General features: G+C 37.7%; 13 protein-coding genes. 11 read left to right on the forward strand and 2 right to left on the reverse strand.

Annotation, left to right across the window (positions count from 1 at the left end; all coding sequences use genetic code 11):
• Window positions 1-104: 104 nt before the first annotated feature.
• The gene (gene omp10 / locus BTR_RS00980) at window positions 105-473 is read right to left on the reverse strand and encodes an outer membrane lipoprotein Omp10 (RefSeq protein WP_012230563.1); all 369 of its coding nucleotides are present in this window, start codon (window positions 471-473) and stop codon (window positions 105-107) included.
• A gap of 266 nt (window positions 474-739) precedes the next feature.
• Here omp10 and BTR_RS00985 point away from each other — a divergent pair, with 266 nt between their 5' ends.
• From BTR_RS00985 to guaB, 3 genes are all read left to right on the forward strand, one after another.
• A complete protein-coding gene (locus BTR_RS00985) occupies window positions 740-2,125 on the forward strand; it encodes a sigma-54-dependent transcriptional regulator (RefSeq protein WP_012230565.1) in 1,386 nt (461 codons plus the stop codon).
• A gap of 462 nt (window positions 2,126-2,587) precedes the next feature.
• A complete protein-coding gene (locus tag BTR_RS00990) occupies window positions 2,588-4,105 on the forward strand; it encodes a phospholipase D family protein (RefSeq protein WP_049776886.1) in 1,518 nt (505 codons plus the stop codon).
• 162 nt (window positions 4,106-4,267) lie between these two features.
• Window positions 4,268-5,764: an IMP dehydrogenase gene (gene guaB, locus BTR_RS00995; RefSeq protein ID WP_012230569.1), complete on the forward strand. Its 1,497-nt coding sequence runs from the start codon at window positions 4,268-4,270 to the stop codon at window positions 5,762-5,764.
• 177 nt (window positions 5,765-5,941) lie between these two features.
• Here guaB and BTR_RS13085 read toward each other — a convergent pair whose 3' ends face one another.
• Window positions 5,942-6,088, reverse strand: coding sequence for a hypothetical protein (locus tag BTR_RS13085; RefSeq protein ID WP_169309785.1), 147 nt, complete (start codon window positions 6,086-6,088; stop codon window positions 5,942-5,944).
• A 526-nt stretch (window positions 6,089-6,614) separates the two neighbouring features.
• On the opposite strand from BTR_RS13085, the gene BTR_RS01000 reads away from it, so the two are divergent.
• From BTR_RS01000 to BTR_RS01030, 8 genes are all read left to right on the forward strand, one after another.
• The gene (locus tag BTR_RS01000; RefSeq protein WP_012230571.1) at window positions 6,615-7,901 is read left to right on the forward strand and encodes an RsmB/NOP family class I SAM-dependent RNA methyltransferase; all 1,287 of its coding nucleotides are present in this window, start codon (window positions 6,615-6,617) and stop codon (window positions 7,899-7,901) included.
• Between the two features lie 133 nt (window positions 7,902-8,034).
• Window positions 8,035-9,591 carry a glutamine-hydrolyzing GMP synthase gene (gene guaA, locus BTR_RS01005; RefSeq protein WP_038474426.1) on the forward strand — a complete coding sequence of 519 codons (1,557 nt, stop codon included), beginning with the start codon at window positions 8,035-8,037 and terminating at the stop codon, window positions 9,589-9,591.
• Between the two features lie 193 nt (window positions 9,592-9,784).
• Window positions 9,785-10,507, forward strand: coding sequence for a glycerophosphodiester phosphodiesterase (locus tag BTR_RS01010; protein WP_012230574.1), 723 nt, complete (start codon window positions 9,785-9,787; stop codon window positions 10,505-10,507).
• Window positions 10,508-10,806: 299 nt separating this feature from the next.
• Complete coding sequence (locus tag BTR_RS13645) at window positions 10,807-10,935, forward strand: hypothetical protein (RefSeq protein WP_280109595.1); 129 nt, start codon at window positions 10,807-10,809, stop codon at window positions 10,933-10,935.
• 535 nt (window positions 10,936-11,470) lie between these two features.
• Window positions 11,471-12,805 carry a sn-glycerol-3-phosphate ABC transporter substrate-binding protein UgpB gene (ugpB, locus tag BTR_RS01015; RefSeq protein WP_012230576.1) on the forward strand — a complete coding sequence of 445 codons (1,335 nt, stop codon included), beginning with the start codon at window positions 11,471-11,473 and terminating at the stop codon, window positions 12,803-12,805.
• Between the two features lie 95 nt (window positions 12,806-12,900).
• A complete protein-coding gene (gene ugpA / locus BTR_RS01020) occupies window positions 12,901-13,785 on the forward strand; it encodes a sn-glycerol-3-phosphate ABC transporter permease UgpA (RefSeq protein ID WP_012230586.1) in 885 nt (294 codons plus the stop codon).
• Between the two features lie 10 nt (window positions 13,786-13,795).
• Window positions 13,796-14,647 carry a sn-glycerol-3-phosphate ABC transporter permease UgpE gene (gene ugpE, locus BTR_RS01025; protein WP_012230588.1) on the forward strand — a complete coding sequence of 284 codons (852 nt, stop codon included), beginning with the start codon at window positions 13,796-13,798 and terminating at the stop codon, window positions 14,645-14,647.
• 2 nt (window positions 14,648-14,649) lie between these two features.
• Window positions 14,650-15,696, forward strand: coding sequence for a sn-glycerol-3-phosphate import ATP-binding protein UgpC (locus BTR_RS01030; protein ID WP_012230589.1), 1,047 nt, complete (start codon window positions 14,650-14,652; stop codon window positions 15,694-15,696).
• The last annotated feature ends 144 nt before the right edge of the window (window positions 15,697-15,840 follow it).

A 15,840-nucleotide genomic window follows, 5' to 3' on the forward strand; every position in this document is an offset into this window, starting at 1 on the left:
TCTCTTTGCGTATTTTAGAAAGAATTTTCTATCAGGAGGAGAAGGGATCACCTCCTGTTTGATGTATGTACCCCCTCTATTCTTAATTAAGAGAGGTTTCACTTTTACTTTGTTGAAGCTTTCCGCTTAAGGGAAAACTGTGCTCCCGTATGTGAGGTGCAGAGAAGTTGTGTGGCGTCATATGACATTGTACAATTGACTCTAGAAATTGTTCCACGGAGAATAGAACGTATTTCAATTTCTATATTTTGGGCATCGAGATAATTATATGCTCCTTCTGATAGTTTTTCTTCTGTATCTGCTGCGCGTGTTTCAAAAACACCATTGTGGAAAGAAGAAATAATACCATTTTCATCAACCCATTTTCCATCAATTCCAGTTGACATATTGGGGCTATAATATTGCGAAAAGCTACAGGCACTTAATAGCAAAGCTGTGATTGTAAGACATAAAATATGATAGGTATGTTTCATTTATTTCACTCTATTTAGATTATTTTGCTCTCTATTTCCTATAAAATTATTAAATTATACCATGAGTCAATATGAAAAATTTGATGAAAATCAATGAAAAAGCAAAAAAAATGGAAAAAAATGCCTTAATGTTGTATTTAATTAGCAGCTTGATGAAATGTGCAAGTGAAACACAAGAGGTGAAATATTTCTTATGGTTTACAACAATTTTTACATTAAGCCGCTGGATAGTCTCATGAGTAGTCTCAAAGGAGATTATTGACATTATGGTTGGTCCCATTCTTGTTGCGAGTGAAGATTATGGAAGGCGTATAGAGCTTTCTGCTATGCTCCGAGGTTTTGGTTACCGTGTCATTGAAGCAGAAAATGGTCTCCGTACAATTGATCTTTTACACAGACGTAAAAACATTGTGCTTGCACTCCTAGATGTCGTTATGAGTGATTTGAGTGTGAGTGATTTGATTAAAATGATTAGAGTTGCTGGTGTTTCTGTGCCTATTGTTGTGATAGCACAACAAGAGAATCAGGATTTACTCCAGAAAGCTTTAACAGCTGGAGCTATTGATTATTGGATTCATCCAGTAACATTATTACGCGTAAGAGTTACTTTGGATATTCTTGCTCTTATTTCTGCCTTGGAGCATGAGGTTCGAGATATTCGGCGAAAGAAAGAGAATCATTTACGGTTTTCTGATCTTTGCATAAAAAGTAGAGCTATGCAGATCGTTTTAGAGCAATCGAGAACAGCAGCAACGACTTCACAGAATCTTTTGATAGAGGGTGAAGTGGGAACAGGTCGTGAGACCTTAGCTCGGATTATTCATCATGAAGGTTTATTTGCAGAGGGCGTTTTTATTCGCTTTCAATGTTCAGCAATTGCTGATCCAGAAGAAGAAAATCAGCATTGGTTTAAAGAATTCCTCCCCTTGGTTTCTTCACTTGAAAAAGGAACGCTTTGCCTTTGTGATATTGATCGACTTGAGCCCATACAGCAAAGGCGGTTTGCTCATTATCTTAAAGAAAGGGAAAGGGATACAAAAGGAGAACTTTTCCCTTTTCGGATCATGGCTATTTCAACATCGCGTTTAAAGAACTTGGTTAAAGAAAACTTTTTTTTGCATAGTTTGTTTGAACAATTTTCTCATCTATCTATTAGCGTTCCTGCTTTACGAGAATTAAGGGATGACTTTCCAGAGATCACACAACGTTTGATTGACCGCATCATAACAGAAACAGGGCGATCACATGTCCATGGTTTAGCAGGATCAGCTCTTTCCTTGCTTATGCAGTATGATTGGCCTGGCAATAGAAATGAGCTTGAAAATTTTTTATTTCGTGCGATTTTACTCAGTGAGGGACCGTTATTAACCGTTCGAGATTTTCCCCAATTAATGGGAAATTCATTAATGAGTGTTCCAAATATCATTGAGGGTAATATGCAAGAAGATAATAAACAAGAATCGATACAATTTTTGAATACCGATGGGCATGTGCGTACTTTTGCAGAGATGGAACATGATATTATCGAGAAAGCGGTTAAACATTATAAGGGGCATATGAGTGAGATTGCGCGCCGCCTTCATATCGGTCGCTCTACACTTTACAGAAAAATGGAAGAATTGAGAGCTGTAAGAAATCAAGAACGAAAGTAAAATTCATAACAAATCTCTTTTTATGACCAACATGATTTTCAAAAAAAAGTAGAGGGGCTTTTGATAAAATCAGTAGGATGTACTTAAAAGAAAATAACCATTTATTATAAATTTTATCTATTGAGGATGATTGTGTAGATTTATAAATCAAGTATAAGCTTTATTTGACTATTTTATCGTTTGTTTCATTTTATACAATTTTAATTAAATTGATATTTATTAAAACCGAGAGATATTTTTTAAAGCTTTTAAATATTTCAGCTAAGATTTTGTCATCATGGATATTAAGTTTATACTCTTTTAAGCAAGAAGTGGCATTTTATCTACTGCACGGTTAAGATGAAGTATTAGTATTTTGGTTCGTATCACTGGTGACGCGATAGCTTAAAGATAGAAAGTTTATCTTCTTTGAATTTTTTACAGATTTTTATTGGTTTTCTTTTCTTTTTTTTTATTGCGTCTATGTTGGCAATTTATACCTATGGGCGTTTTGTAAAAAGTGCTAGGGGACAATCTTCTTATGCGTTGCCTATTCAGAAAGACGAAACCAAGCTTGATCGTATCGTTAGTCAATTGGCTGAGAAAGAGAATGGATTGGGAGTTGATAAAGATGCGCTTTCCCTTATCATCAGCAATTTGGATGCGTTTTGTGTTCGTGCAATAGGCGCGGCAGAGGCTGGGCGTAGCCTTGATCTGATGTATTATATTTGGGATGATGATTTAACAGGGCGCCTATTATTAAGCGAAATAGTTGAGGCAGCTGATCGGGGTGTTCGGGTACGGCTTCTTTTGGATGATATTAACGCTCAGGCACGTGATCCAGCTTATATTGCGCTTGATAAACATCCTCATATTGAGGTGAGAATGTTTAATCCAGGGCGATCGCGTAAAGGTGGTTTACGCCGTGGTTTAGAGATTATATTACGGGCAATTACTGTAACACGGAGAATGCATAATAAAGCTTTTATTGTTGATGGAAGGGTCGCTTTTGTAGGAGGACGTAATCTTGCAGATTCTTATTTTGATGCTGCTGAAGAATCTCATTTTCGAGATTTAGATTTGATGTTAATCGGTCCCTCTGTTAAAAAGGTGGAAAGTATCTTTGATGATTTTTGGAATAGTGCTGTTGTTTTGCCAATTCATACTTTGGTTATTGCTAAAAGCGCAAGCGATCTTAGCTCCTGGAAGGATAAATTACGAAAATTTCGGGATTCTAAGGTTGCAAAAATTTATTTAGATTATGTCAAAGAGCACATTAACTTTGATTGTTTTATCCAGACAGGAAAGCGGTTATTTTTAGCTGATAAAGTTGTTGTTCTTTCTGACCCTCCAGAAAAAGCATTGCGTAAAAAAGCAAGTAATTGGCTTATGAAGGCTCTCTCAAAGGTTATTGGAAATGCCCAAAAAACGGTTCAGATTACATCGCCTTATTTTGTTCCTGGGAAGGTTGGTACGCAGAATCTTAGCGATTTAGTTTCAAAAGGTGTTGATGTCAAAATTCTCACCAATTCTTTAGCCGCGACGGATGTAGCATTAGTGCATGGTGGTTATGTCCCGTATCGTAAGGCGCTGTTAAAAAGTGGTGTTAAGCTTTATGAATTAAAAGCGGAAGGCAACCCTCATGGGTTACGATTGTTTCGATCGAGTAAAGCGAGTTTACATGCCAAAGCTTTTTTAGTTGATCGTAAAACAGCTTTTATTGGCTCTTTAAACTTTGATCCCAGATCAGCAGCGCTCAATACAGAAATGGGCATTCTTTTTGAATGTGCCCCCATTACAGCGAGGTTAGATTTGTTGTTTTGTGAAGAAACGACGGGGGAAATGAGCTATCATCTTCGTCTTGATGACAATAATCGTATTTATTGGGATTTTATTGAAAATGAAAAAAAATATAGCATCGATTCTGAGCCAGAAAGCAATTTTTGGCGGCGCGCATTTACAAAAATAATAAGTTGGTTACCGATTGAATCACAATTGTAAATTTTTATAAACCACGCTTTAAAAAAATATTTATTTTTCTTTTCATTTTGTTTGTAGCGTGGCATAATTTTTTGCCAATCTACCCTACGAGAACCGCAGTTGTATTTTCAAGCTCCATGCGGTGTTTTATTATAATGTTTTTATTATAAAAGGAATTTTGCTATGGCAAAGATTGTTGAAACGGGAACAGGGGCATTGGCACTGACTTTTGATGATGTACTTTTACAGCCCGGTCATTCTCTTGTTATGCCTAGTCAAGTGGATCTTACGACGCGCATTGCAGCTGATATTAAGCTCAATTTGCCATTACTTTCCGCTGCAATGGATACGGTAACAGAATCGCGTTTGGCAATTGCTATGGCGCAAGCTGGTGGTCTTGGGGTTATTCATCGTAATATGTCTTCTGCAGAGCAGGCTGAAGAAGTTCGCCAGGTAAAAAAGTTTGAATCTGGTATGGTTGTTAATCCAGTTACAATTGGGCCTGATGCAACACTTGAAGAAGCGAAAGCTTTAATGCGCTTTCATGGCATTTCAGGTATTCCAGTTGTTGAAAATAGTGTTAAAGGTGAAGCGGGACGACTTGTTGGCATTTTGACCAATAGAGATGTTCGTTTTGCATCGGATCCAAAACAAAAAATTTATGAGTTAATGACGCATGAAAATTTGATCACAGTGCGTGAAAATGTTCAACTGAGTGAAGCAAAATATCTTTTACATCATCACCGTATTGAAAAATTATTGGTTGTGGATGAACAAAATCGTTGTGTCGGCCTGATAACAGTTAAGGATATTGAAAAAGCAAAATTAAATCCAAATGCGGCTAAAGATTCTCAAGGGCGCTTGCGTGCTGCAGCGGCTAGTAGTGTTGGGAATGATGGGATTGAGCGTGCTGAACGCCTCATTGACGCAGGTGTTGATGTGTTGGTCATTGATACAGCGCATGGACATTCTCAGCGTGTGCTAGAAACTGTTGAACGGATTAAAAAGATGGCTTCCTCTCCAGCTGTTATTGCTGGGAATGTCGCGACCGCTCAAGCAACGCAAGCATTGATTGACAGTGGTGCAGATGCGGTAAAAGTTGGTATTGGTCCTGGCTCTATTTGTACAACGCGTATTGTTGCTGGTGTTGGTGTTCCTCAACTTGCAGCTATTATGAATGCTGCAGAAGTTGCTGAAAAAGCGGGCATTCCCATTATTGCAGATGGTGGGATCAAAGCATCGGGTGATTTTGCTAAAGCTTTAGCGGGTGGGGCTTGTGCAGCGATGATCGGTTCTCTTTTAGCGGGTACAGAAGAAAGTCCTGGTGAAGTTTATCTCTATCAAGGTCGATCTTTTAAAGCTTATCGGGGTATGGGATCTGTTGGTGCTATGGCACGAGGATCGGCAGATCGCTATTTCCAAGATGATGTCCGTGATGAATTGAAGTTGGTTCCTGAAGGTGTGGAGGGGCAAGTGGCCTATAAAGGTCCTATAGCATCAGTTCTCCATCAGCTTGCTGGTGGACTGCGTGCTTCGATGGGCTATGTTGGAGCAAAAGATCTCGTAGAGTTTCGTAAAAAAGCAACGTTTGTTCGTATTACCAATGCGGGACTCCATGAAAGTCATACGCATGATGTTTCGATCACACGGGAGAGTCCAAATTATCGGGGACCCGTTTGAAGGAATAAGAGCTTAGCATCATATCGCATAGATGTAAAATATTCCGAGAACAAAAGAAGAGATGGTTCTTTTTTTGTTTATGATTTGGTATCATAATCTAGAAAAGGAAAGAATTAGAGGCTAAAACTCCAATTCTTTCTTTTGAGACTATGTGAAGTAGATTATATAAAGCTAGAATTAACTTTTTGTTGTCTTGCGTTCCGTCTTTGACGCGCGTTGGCGAGTGTTTGTCGGATCACTTTGAACGGATTTCTTGCCATTGTTTGAGGGTATTGTATTATGACGGCTTTTAGATGAAGTTGTTTTTCCATTATTATAAGTCATTATTTTCTCCTTTTAAATTGTCTGGCAGTTGCCAGTATAGTAAAAACGGTCATGCCAAATAGTGGTTCCAAGCATTTTCTAAAAAGTTAATTTTTGGTTGAGAATAAAATGAGCTTGTCTCATTTTGTGAGAAGATTTTTCTATTTTTTCAGTGGGATAATATTTTCAAGATAGAAGATATTTGATTTTTCCTATTGTGTACATAAATCGAAAAAATTTCATTGTACGCAATTAATAAAGAGTTTGTTTCTTTCGTAATGCATGGCGGAAAGCAGTTCTTTATGGATGGCTGCGTATCTTTTCGCGTAAGAGGATTTTATGTATTTTAGAAGGATAAAAAGCCAATGATCAGAAAATGAAAAGAAAAATCTAGATACACTCAATTGGATTTTATAAAGAAGTATGCTCAGCTCATTTTAAAAGTGAATGTAAATTTTTGATAGCTTTAAACAGGTTTCATTGGCGATAAGAAGATAATATTATTTTTTTACGGTTTAGAATTTTATTATTTTAATGGGAGAAATGAATGCGATTAGGTGGGCGTTTGCAAGCAGCAATAGATGTTCTCAAAGAGATAGAAATGAGGCATCGCCCCGTGGGTGAAGCTTTAAAGGATTGGGGACTTTCTCATCGCTTTGCTGGCGCAAGTGATCGTGCAGCCATTGGTACAATCGTTTATGATGTTTTAAGACGACGATATTCTTTACAATGGCGTATGGAGAGTGTTGATATTCGGGATATTGTTTTTGCTACCTTGTTAGATACTGGAAAAATGACGTTGGAGCAAATTGACAATGCGTTAGAAGGCGACCGGTTTGCTCCGCAGTTATTAGAGGATAAACAGCGCAAATCGTGGCAAAGGCGGCAATTAGTGGATGCACCAGACTATATTCGTGGTGATATTCCTCAATGGTGTCAAGCACATCTTTGTCCTTTATTTGGTGATAATTGGATCATTGAAGCTGCTGCGTTAGCAACGCGTCCTTCTTTAGACTTACGGGTAAATAACTTAAAGGCAACACCAGAAAAGGTGTTGAAAGAGTTAGCAAAAACCAAACTTCAATCTTTGCCATGGTTTCGGCAAGCCTTAAGAGTTGCTCCGATTGAAAAATTTGATCGCCATCCCAATGTTCAAGTAGAACCAGCTTTTCAAAAAGGGCACTTTGAAATACAGGATTTAGGATCACAAATTGTTGCTCACCTTGTGGAAGCGCAAGAAAGCATGCAGGTATTAGATTATTGCGCAGGTGCTGGGGGCAAAACATTAGCTTTAGCTTCCGATATGAACAATCGTGGGCAAATTTATGCTTATGATTCCGATAAAGCACGCTTAGCGCCTATTTTTGATCGTCTTCGACGCGCTGGTGTTCGTAATGTACAAACGCGAGTACAAAAAGAAGAATTGAAGTCATTAAGAGGCCAGATGGATAGAGTTCTATTAGACGCACCCTGTAGTGGGACCGGAACATGGCGTCGTCGTCCAGATGCGAAATGGCGTTTAACATTAGAGCAGGTAAAACAACGCCAAACAGAACAGAGGGCTATTTTGAATGAATCGATAGAATATCTTAAGCCAAATGGGCGCTTAGTCTATATTACCTGTTCTCTTTTTGCAGATGAAAATGAGGAACAAATTTCCCATTTTCTTCAACAACATTCTCATTTTTATCCAATAGATATGCAGGCACTTTGGCAGAAACATTTTAGTTTTTCTCCTGTGCAACCAGTCTTTTCAAATTATGGATTGACTTTGTCACCTGCAACCACACAAACAGATGGTTTCTTTTTATCTGTGTTGCAAAAAAAACATTGATCCATATTTTTGCATTTTTTATCATAAATTTTACCAGAATAATCTTTTTCTTAAGAAAACAGGCTTGTGAAAAGAGAGAGATTGAATCATAACTCTCATGAATTCTCTTTTTACAATTATTGATTGGTTTTCTATGAGCATATCACATCCAGACGCTGTTCTTATTATTGACTTTGGCTCACAAGTTACACAACTTATTGCACGACGGGTGCGAGCAATGGGGGTATACTGTGAAATTGTGCCTTTTCAATTGGCTTTAGAAGCTGTGCGCCGCATAAATCCTCAAGCTATTATTTTATCAGGAAGTCCTTATTCTGTTATTGATGAAGGGTCGCCGCGTGCTCCAATGGAAATTTTTGAGGCCGGTATTCCGATTCTTGGTATTTGTTATGGGGAGCAGGTCATGTGTGTTCAGCTTGGAGGAAAGGTTGAAGCTGGACATGAGCGTGAATTTGGTCGTGCTTTTTTGGAAATCCAAGAGGAGAGTGCACTGTTTGATGGTGTGTGGGAAAAAGGTTCTCATTATCAAGTATGGATGAGTCATGGTGACCGTGTGGCATCTTTACCAGAAGGTTTTCGTGTCATAGGAACCTCAAAAGGAGCTCCCTATGCGGCCATTGCTGATGAGAAAAGACGTTTTTATGCGGTACAGTTTCATCCTGAAGTAATCCATACACCGGATGGTACAAAACTTTTACAAAATTTTATTCATAGAATCTCTGCGATTAAAGGCAATTGGTCTATGGCTTCTTATCGTGAGCAGGCAATTGCGACAATACGACAAAAAGTTGGGAAAAATCGTGTGATTTGTGGTCTGTCAGGGGGAGTGGATTCATCTGTTGTCGCGGTGCTCCTTCATGAAGCCATAGGAGATCAACTGACATGCATTTTGGTCGACCATGGATTAATGCGTAAGAATGAGGCTCAGGAAGTTCTTACATTATTCCGTGATCACTATAACATAGAGCTTATTCATGTTAATGCTGCCGATATATTTCTTAATGCTTTAGAAGGTGAGACAGATCCAGAAAAGAAGCGCAAAACAATAGGGCGCCTTTTTATTGAAGTTTTTGAAGAAGAAACGAAAAAAATAGGAGGCGCAGAGTTTTTAGCACAAGGGACACTTTATCCAGATGTTATTGAGAGTGTCTCTGCTATTGGTGAATCGGTGACCATTAAAAGCCATCATAATGTGGGGGGGTTACCAGAACAGATGAATATGAAACTTGTAGAACCGTTACGTGAGCTCTTTAAGGATGAGGTTCGCTTGCTAGGACGAGAGCTAGGGTTACCCGAGCAGTTTATTGGTCGCCATCCTTTCCCAGGTCCAGGTCTTGCAATTCGCTGTCCAGGTGCCGTAACACGCGAAAAATTAGAAATTTTACGTGAAGCAGATTCCATTTATCTTGAGGAAATCCGTAAGGCTGGTCTTTATGATGAAATTTGGCAAGCTTTTGCTGTCCTTCTTCCTGTCCAGACTGTTGGAGTGATGGGGGATAGTCGCACGTATGAATTTGTTTGTGCGCTTCGCGCTGTCACATCTGTCGATGGAATGACCGCTGATTTTTATCCCTATGATATGGCATTTTTAAGTAAGACCGCCTCACGCATTATTAACGAAGTTAGAGGAATTAATCGTGTTGTTTATGATGTAACCTCAAAGCCTCCTGGTACCATTGAATGGGAATAATTGAAATGAAGAATAAGCCTTGTAAAAATAACGTATGATTGAGAACTTAATATTGAGAAAAGTGTAAAAAATCATTGTGCATTCTCATATGATATAAAGTTTTATCTGAAAATTTGTCTGCTAATATTATTGAGAGCCAATGTCATTTAAAATTGGCCAATATCATTTAAGATTAAGAAGTGTGAAATTTTGCATGTCTGAGAAAAAAATTGTTGCACACCGTGGTGGCGCTCATCTTTATCCTGAAAATACCCTTTTGGCATTTAATAACGCTATAGCGTTAAATGTTGATGAAGTTGAATGCGACGTTCATTTATTGAAAAGCGGTGAAGTGGTTGTTTTTCACGATTTCCGTCTAGATCAATTGGTTGGCAAAAAAGGATATATTCACGATATTGATAATGAAACACGCAAACAACTCTGTGTGAAAGGAAGCCAAGAAGCACCTCCTTTGCTAGAAGAGGTGCTTGATCTTTTAGCACCAACCAATGTTGGTTTGCATCTTGAAATCAAAACATGTGGTGAAATGGAGCGTGAAACAATATTATCGCAAAAAGCGCTTGCACTCATAAAAAGTCGAAATTTATCAGAACGGATTTCTACCATTAGTTTTGATCCTTTGATCCTTCGCCCTTTTATTGAAGCAGGGATACCATCTGGTCCATGTGTTGATAATTTTGAAGGTGATATGTATCGTCGTTTTTCTGAATGGAAACAATTGGGTTATTCTGATTTAAGTTTGGATGGCTCCCTTGTCTCACAGGACTTTGTTGAAGCAGCTCTTGAAGCCGGTTTTACCGTAGGGGTATGGACGATCAACGGAAAAGCTCGGTTATCGCATTGGCTTAATATGCCTGTACATTATATCACGACAGATCAACCTGATCTTGCATTGCAATTACGTGCACAAAGGTAAAAAATATACTTCTACAAAATTCCTGTACTTTCATAAAGCCAGCGGAATGAAAAAAAAGCAGGCAGTATAATAATAACACGTTGATTTTTAATGATAATTAAAGACTTTTTATATTGAGTGGGAGCTTTTAATATCAAGAGATTTTCTTACTTCAAATTTTTTACAATGAATCAACCAAAATCATTCGCCTGCATATTACGAGCGGGGTTGGTGTGTGGATAAAAAGCTATTGAGAAAAAATAAAATGTTCATTTAAAATTTCTTAAAAGAAAGGCTTATTGAAGGATGAGGGGCATCATATGATGGCGTCGTTTGGCACCTTTATAAAGTATAAAAATGATAGCGTACAAAAAGTCTTATATACTTTAGCGGAGAGTCTTTATGGCTCATTTTTAGGCGCTATCATGAAATGGACGGTGATGTATTAAATTTTTTTAACAACATGGAATTGGTAAAATATTGTTTTGTTTTGGATGAGAAGTGCGATTCGGTTACAAGAAGGTGACTATTAAGCGCTTCAAAATGATTTTCTTAACTTTAAGAAAAATTCTATTCATCTCTTCGTTAAATTCAGTCGCAACATTGTTTTAAGATTATAAGCTGAAAGTTATAAGACTAATAACAAAAGAATAAACAATTCTTTTTTGAAAAAAGTAAATTCAGATATTGTAGATATTACAAAAGTTATTAAATGATATTTACGAGCTATATCTTTTTACTTATTCCCTTGCTTGCTATAAGTAATTTCACTTTTTTCAGATAGTTACAAATGCGTATCTCGTTAAACCATAAGAAAACTTATAAAAGAAAACGAATAAATCTAAACAAATTCATTTGACCTTTTGATGGTTCCTGTTTAAATGAGAAAATGTATTTCTGAAATAAAGCTGTCATAGCATGTTCATATGTAATACTATAAATTTGAGGATATTTTGTATTCCATCACTTTAGAAAGGGTGAGCCATGAGTCGTTTTTATCTTTCCATAGCGGCCACGGTTGCTATTATAATGTCCACAGCTGGAATAACAGCGAGTTTTGCGCAGACAAAAATCAGCTTTTGGCATTCTATGAGTGGTGAGGTAGGAAAGCAAACTGAAACGCTCATTAACGATTTTAATGCAAGTCAATCTAAGTATAAAGTTGTACCTTCATTTCGCGGTGAGTATGAAGAGGGATTGATTTCACTCATTGCGGCATTTCGTGGAAAAAAACAGCCAGTCCTTGCTCAGATTTATGATGTTGGTACTGGAACTATGATGGCTGCAAAAGGTGCGATCTATCCATTTTATCAACTTATGGATGACACGAAGCAAGAATTCGATCCTGCAGATTATTTTCCTGCTATTAGTGGCTATTATTCTGATAAACAGGGACATATGGTCTCTATGCCATTCAATATTTCAACACCAATCCTTTATTATAACAAAGATATCTTTAAAAAAGCAGGACTTGATCCAGAACAGCCCCCTAAAACATGGCAAGATATAGAAGATTTTTCTAAAAAAATTCTTGAGACTAAAGCGGCAACGTGTGGTTTTACAATGGCTTATGCGGCTCAATGGATTGGTGTCGAAAATTTTTCAGCATTACATAATGTTCCTTTTGGAACGAAGGAAAATGGCTTTAAAGGACTTGATTCAGAGCTTACATTTAATGGACCTTTACAAGTGCGTATGTGGACAGATCTAAAAAGGTGGTCTGATCAAGGTATTTTCCGCTATGGTGGTCCTGCGGGCGCATTAGATGCAGCACCAATGTTTATGGCACAGAGTTGTGCAATTTTTATGCAATCTTCAGGATCGCATGCTGGAATTGTTTCTGAAGCTCAGTTTAATGTGGGCATTGGTATGCTACCCTACTATAAGGATGTAGAAGGAACTCCACAAAATTCGGTTATTGGAGGAGCTTCTATTTGGGCATTTAAGGGGCATACCCCAGAGGAATATGCTGGAGCAGCAGCTTTTCTTAAGTTTCTTTCAAAAACAGAAAATCAAGCAAAATGGCATCAGAAAACAGGTTATCTTCCAACCACCAACGCGACTTATGAATTGAGCAAAAATCAACATTTCTATGAAAAAACGCCAGGGGCTGATATCGCTATCAAACAGATCAATCTTAATCCACCAACAATGAACTCGAAAGGAATAAGATTTGGTAATTTACCACAAATACGCACCATTCTTGATCAAGAGTTGGAAGCTGTTCTTAGTGGTTCAAAAACACCGAAAGATGGTTTAGATGAGGCCGTTGAACGTGGAAATAAACTCTTGCGTGAATTTGAGAAATCTAATCATTAATTTGGTTTTTTTGTTAGACATCAAAGACTCAACAAAAACAGTTGAGTCCTTTTTGTTGTCCTTTTAAAAGTCTCTACATTTAAAGAGCCCTGCGAATGCAAGAAAAACATGCATATTTTAAAAATAGTCTCCTCTCTTACGGACTGCTTTTTCCTCAGCTTCTTGTGACGTTTTTGTTTTTCTTTTGGCCAGCTGCTCAAGCCATAAAATCATCCTTTGAACGTGAAGACCCTTTTGGCTTTACAACAACTTTTATTGGTCTTGAAAATTATCTCACCGTTCTTTCTGATCCTACTTATCGGCAATCACTTCTTACAACCGTAGTATTTTCTATCTCAGTTACTGTCGTTTCAATGACAATATCACTTCTTTTAGCTGTTTGTGTTGATCGTGTGGTCCGTGCAAAAAAGGCTTATACAATGCTTTTGCTCTGGCCCTATGCTGTGGCTCCAGTATTGGCTGGTATATTATGGTTGTTTATCTTTCATCCCACTATTGGGATTATCCCTTTTCTTCTCGAAAAAATAGGGGTTTTATGGAATTATCGTATTAATGGCACTCAAGCGATGATACTTATTGTTATTGCAGCTAGTTGGAAACAGATTTCTTACAATTTCCTCTTTTTTCTTACAGGTCTTCAGTCCGTTCCGCATTCTCAAATAGAAGCAGCAGCCATTGATGGTGCTGGTCCCTTTAAACGATTTTGGACTATTGTTTTTCCACAAATTTCACCCACAACATTTTTTCTTCTTATCGTCAATATCAATTATGTTATGTTTGATACTTTTGGTATTATTGATAACACAACTTCTGGGGGGCCTGCACGTGCAACGAACATCCTCGTCTATAAAGTATATGACGATGGTTTTAGAAACCAGATAATCGGTGCATCAGCAGCACAATCAACAATATTGATGTTGATGGTTATTGTCTTAACCTTTATCCAGTTTCGCTGGATTGAGCGTCGTGTACAATATTAGGAAACAAATTATGGTTGAAAATCGCCCTGTTTTGAAATTTCTAACGCATATTACTCTCATTGTTGGCATTCTCATTATTTGTTTTCCAGTTTATGTTGCTATCATTGCATCAACGCATAGTTCAGCAGCATTTAATTCAGGAACGCTTCCTCTTTTACCTGGGCAATACGCCCTGGAAAATTATAAAACAATCTTTGGTAATGGCCTTTCACAGCGCGGTTTACCCAATCTCTGGCCACTTTTAATGAATTCACTTATTATGGCTTTTGGGATTAGTATCGGAAAAATTATTATTTCACTTTTATCTGCTTATGCCATTGTTTACATGCGTTTTCCCTTCCGAAAAACTGCTTTTGTTCTTATTTTTGTTACATTGATGCTTCCTGTTGAAGTTCGTATTCTTCCAACCTATGTGGTTGTTGCGAAATTGGGAATGATCGATACCTATAGCGGAATGATTATTCCACTTATTGCATCTGCAACGGCTACATTTTTATTTCGTCAGTTTTTTTTGACTGTTCCAGATGAACTCTTAGAGGCGGCACGTGTTGATGGTGCAGGACCATTTAAATTTTTTAAGGATATTCTGCTTCCTCTCAGCAAAAGTAATATTGCTGCTTTATTTATCATTATGTTCATTTATGGATGGATACAATATCTCTGGCCTCTTATTATCACAACGGATCAAAATCATCAAACGATCTTGGTTATTTTAAAACAGCTTATTGTTGAATCACAACAACATGATCCTCAATGGAATATCCTCATGGCAGTATCGGTCGTTGCCATGGTGCCCCCTGTTCTTGTTGTTATCTTCATGCAGCGGCTTTTTATCAAAGGCCTTATTGAAACGGAGAAGTAATTGTGGCCATAATCCAGTTATCAAATATAAAAAAACGGTATGACAACGGCATTCTGGTCATTGATGACTTAAATTTAACGGTTACTGATAAAGAACTTCTTGTTCTTGTTGGTCCTTCAGGCTGTGGAAAATCAACCTTATTACGTATTATTGCAGGACTTGAGCAAGTCACTTCAGGTGAATTGTGTATTGATAACGAACGTATCAATGATCGTGAACCAGCTGATCGTGATATTGCTATGGTTTTTCAGAATTATGCCCTTTATCCCCATATGACAGTTCGTGGAAACTTAGAATATGGTCTTAAAAATCGTAAAACTCCAAAAGAAGAAATAAAAAAACGTATCGCACACGCTGCAAAACTTTTGGAGATAGAACCATTTCTTGATCGTAAACCACGACAGTTATCAGGGGGACAACGCCAGCGTGTTGCAATGGGACGTGTGATTGTACGTCAACCACGTGTTTTTCTCTTTGATGAACCTCTTTCAAATCTTGATGCGAAATTACGGGCGCAAATGTGTATTGAAATAAAAACGCTACAGCGTTCATTAGGAACAACCAGCCTTTATGTTACCCATGATCAACTAGAAGCTATGACGTTAGCTGATAGAATAGTCGTTTTGAATAAAGGAGCTATCGAGCAAATTGGTACACCAATGGAAATTTATGACACTCCAGCAACCACATTTGTTGCTGACTTTATTGGTTCTCCTCCTATGAATTTTCTTGATCGCCATGTCTTAGAACAACATTTAGGGAATTCATTTTCTTATAGCGAAGAAACTGATCTTTTAGCTTTCAGACCTGAAATAATCTTATTGGGCGAACATCCAGATAAAGGTCCTGTTTTTCACACGCAAATCGAACTTATCAAGCCAATCGGAACAGGTTGCCATGTCTTAACGCGTTGGAATGGTATTATTTTTACGATTGAAATAAAAGAACGCTTGACACACGACTATGGTCAAAAACTTAGTTTCACTGTCGCTCATCAAGATTTTCATACCTTTAACAAAAACACTGGAAAGCGCACAAGGAATAAGTAAACATTAATTGATGTGACAAGACTTTCTTTTATGCTGCATCATAATAATGTTGTGTTTTGGCTCTCTCGAGTGCATTCACAAAACCAGAGTCTAACCGATAAAATTAAAAATTTTTGTATGCTCCATTATCATATGACACGAAAA

The sequence above is a fragment of the Bartonella tribocorum CIP 105476 genome (assembly GCF_000196435.1).
Lineage (GTDB): Bacteria > Pseudomonadota > Alphaproteobacteria > Rhizobiales > Rhizobiaceae > Bartonella > Bartonella tribocorum.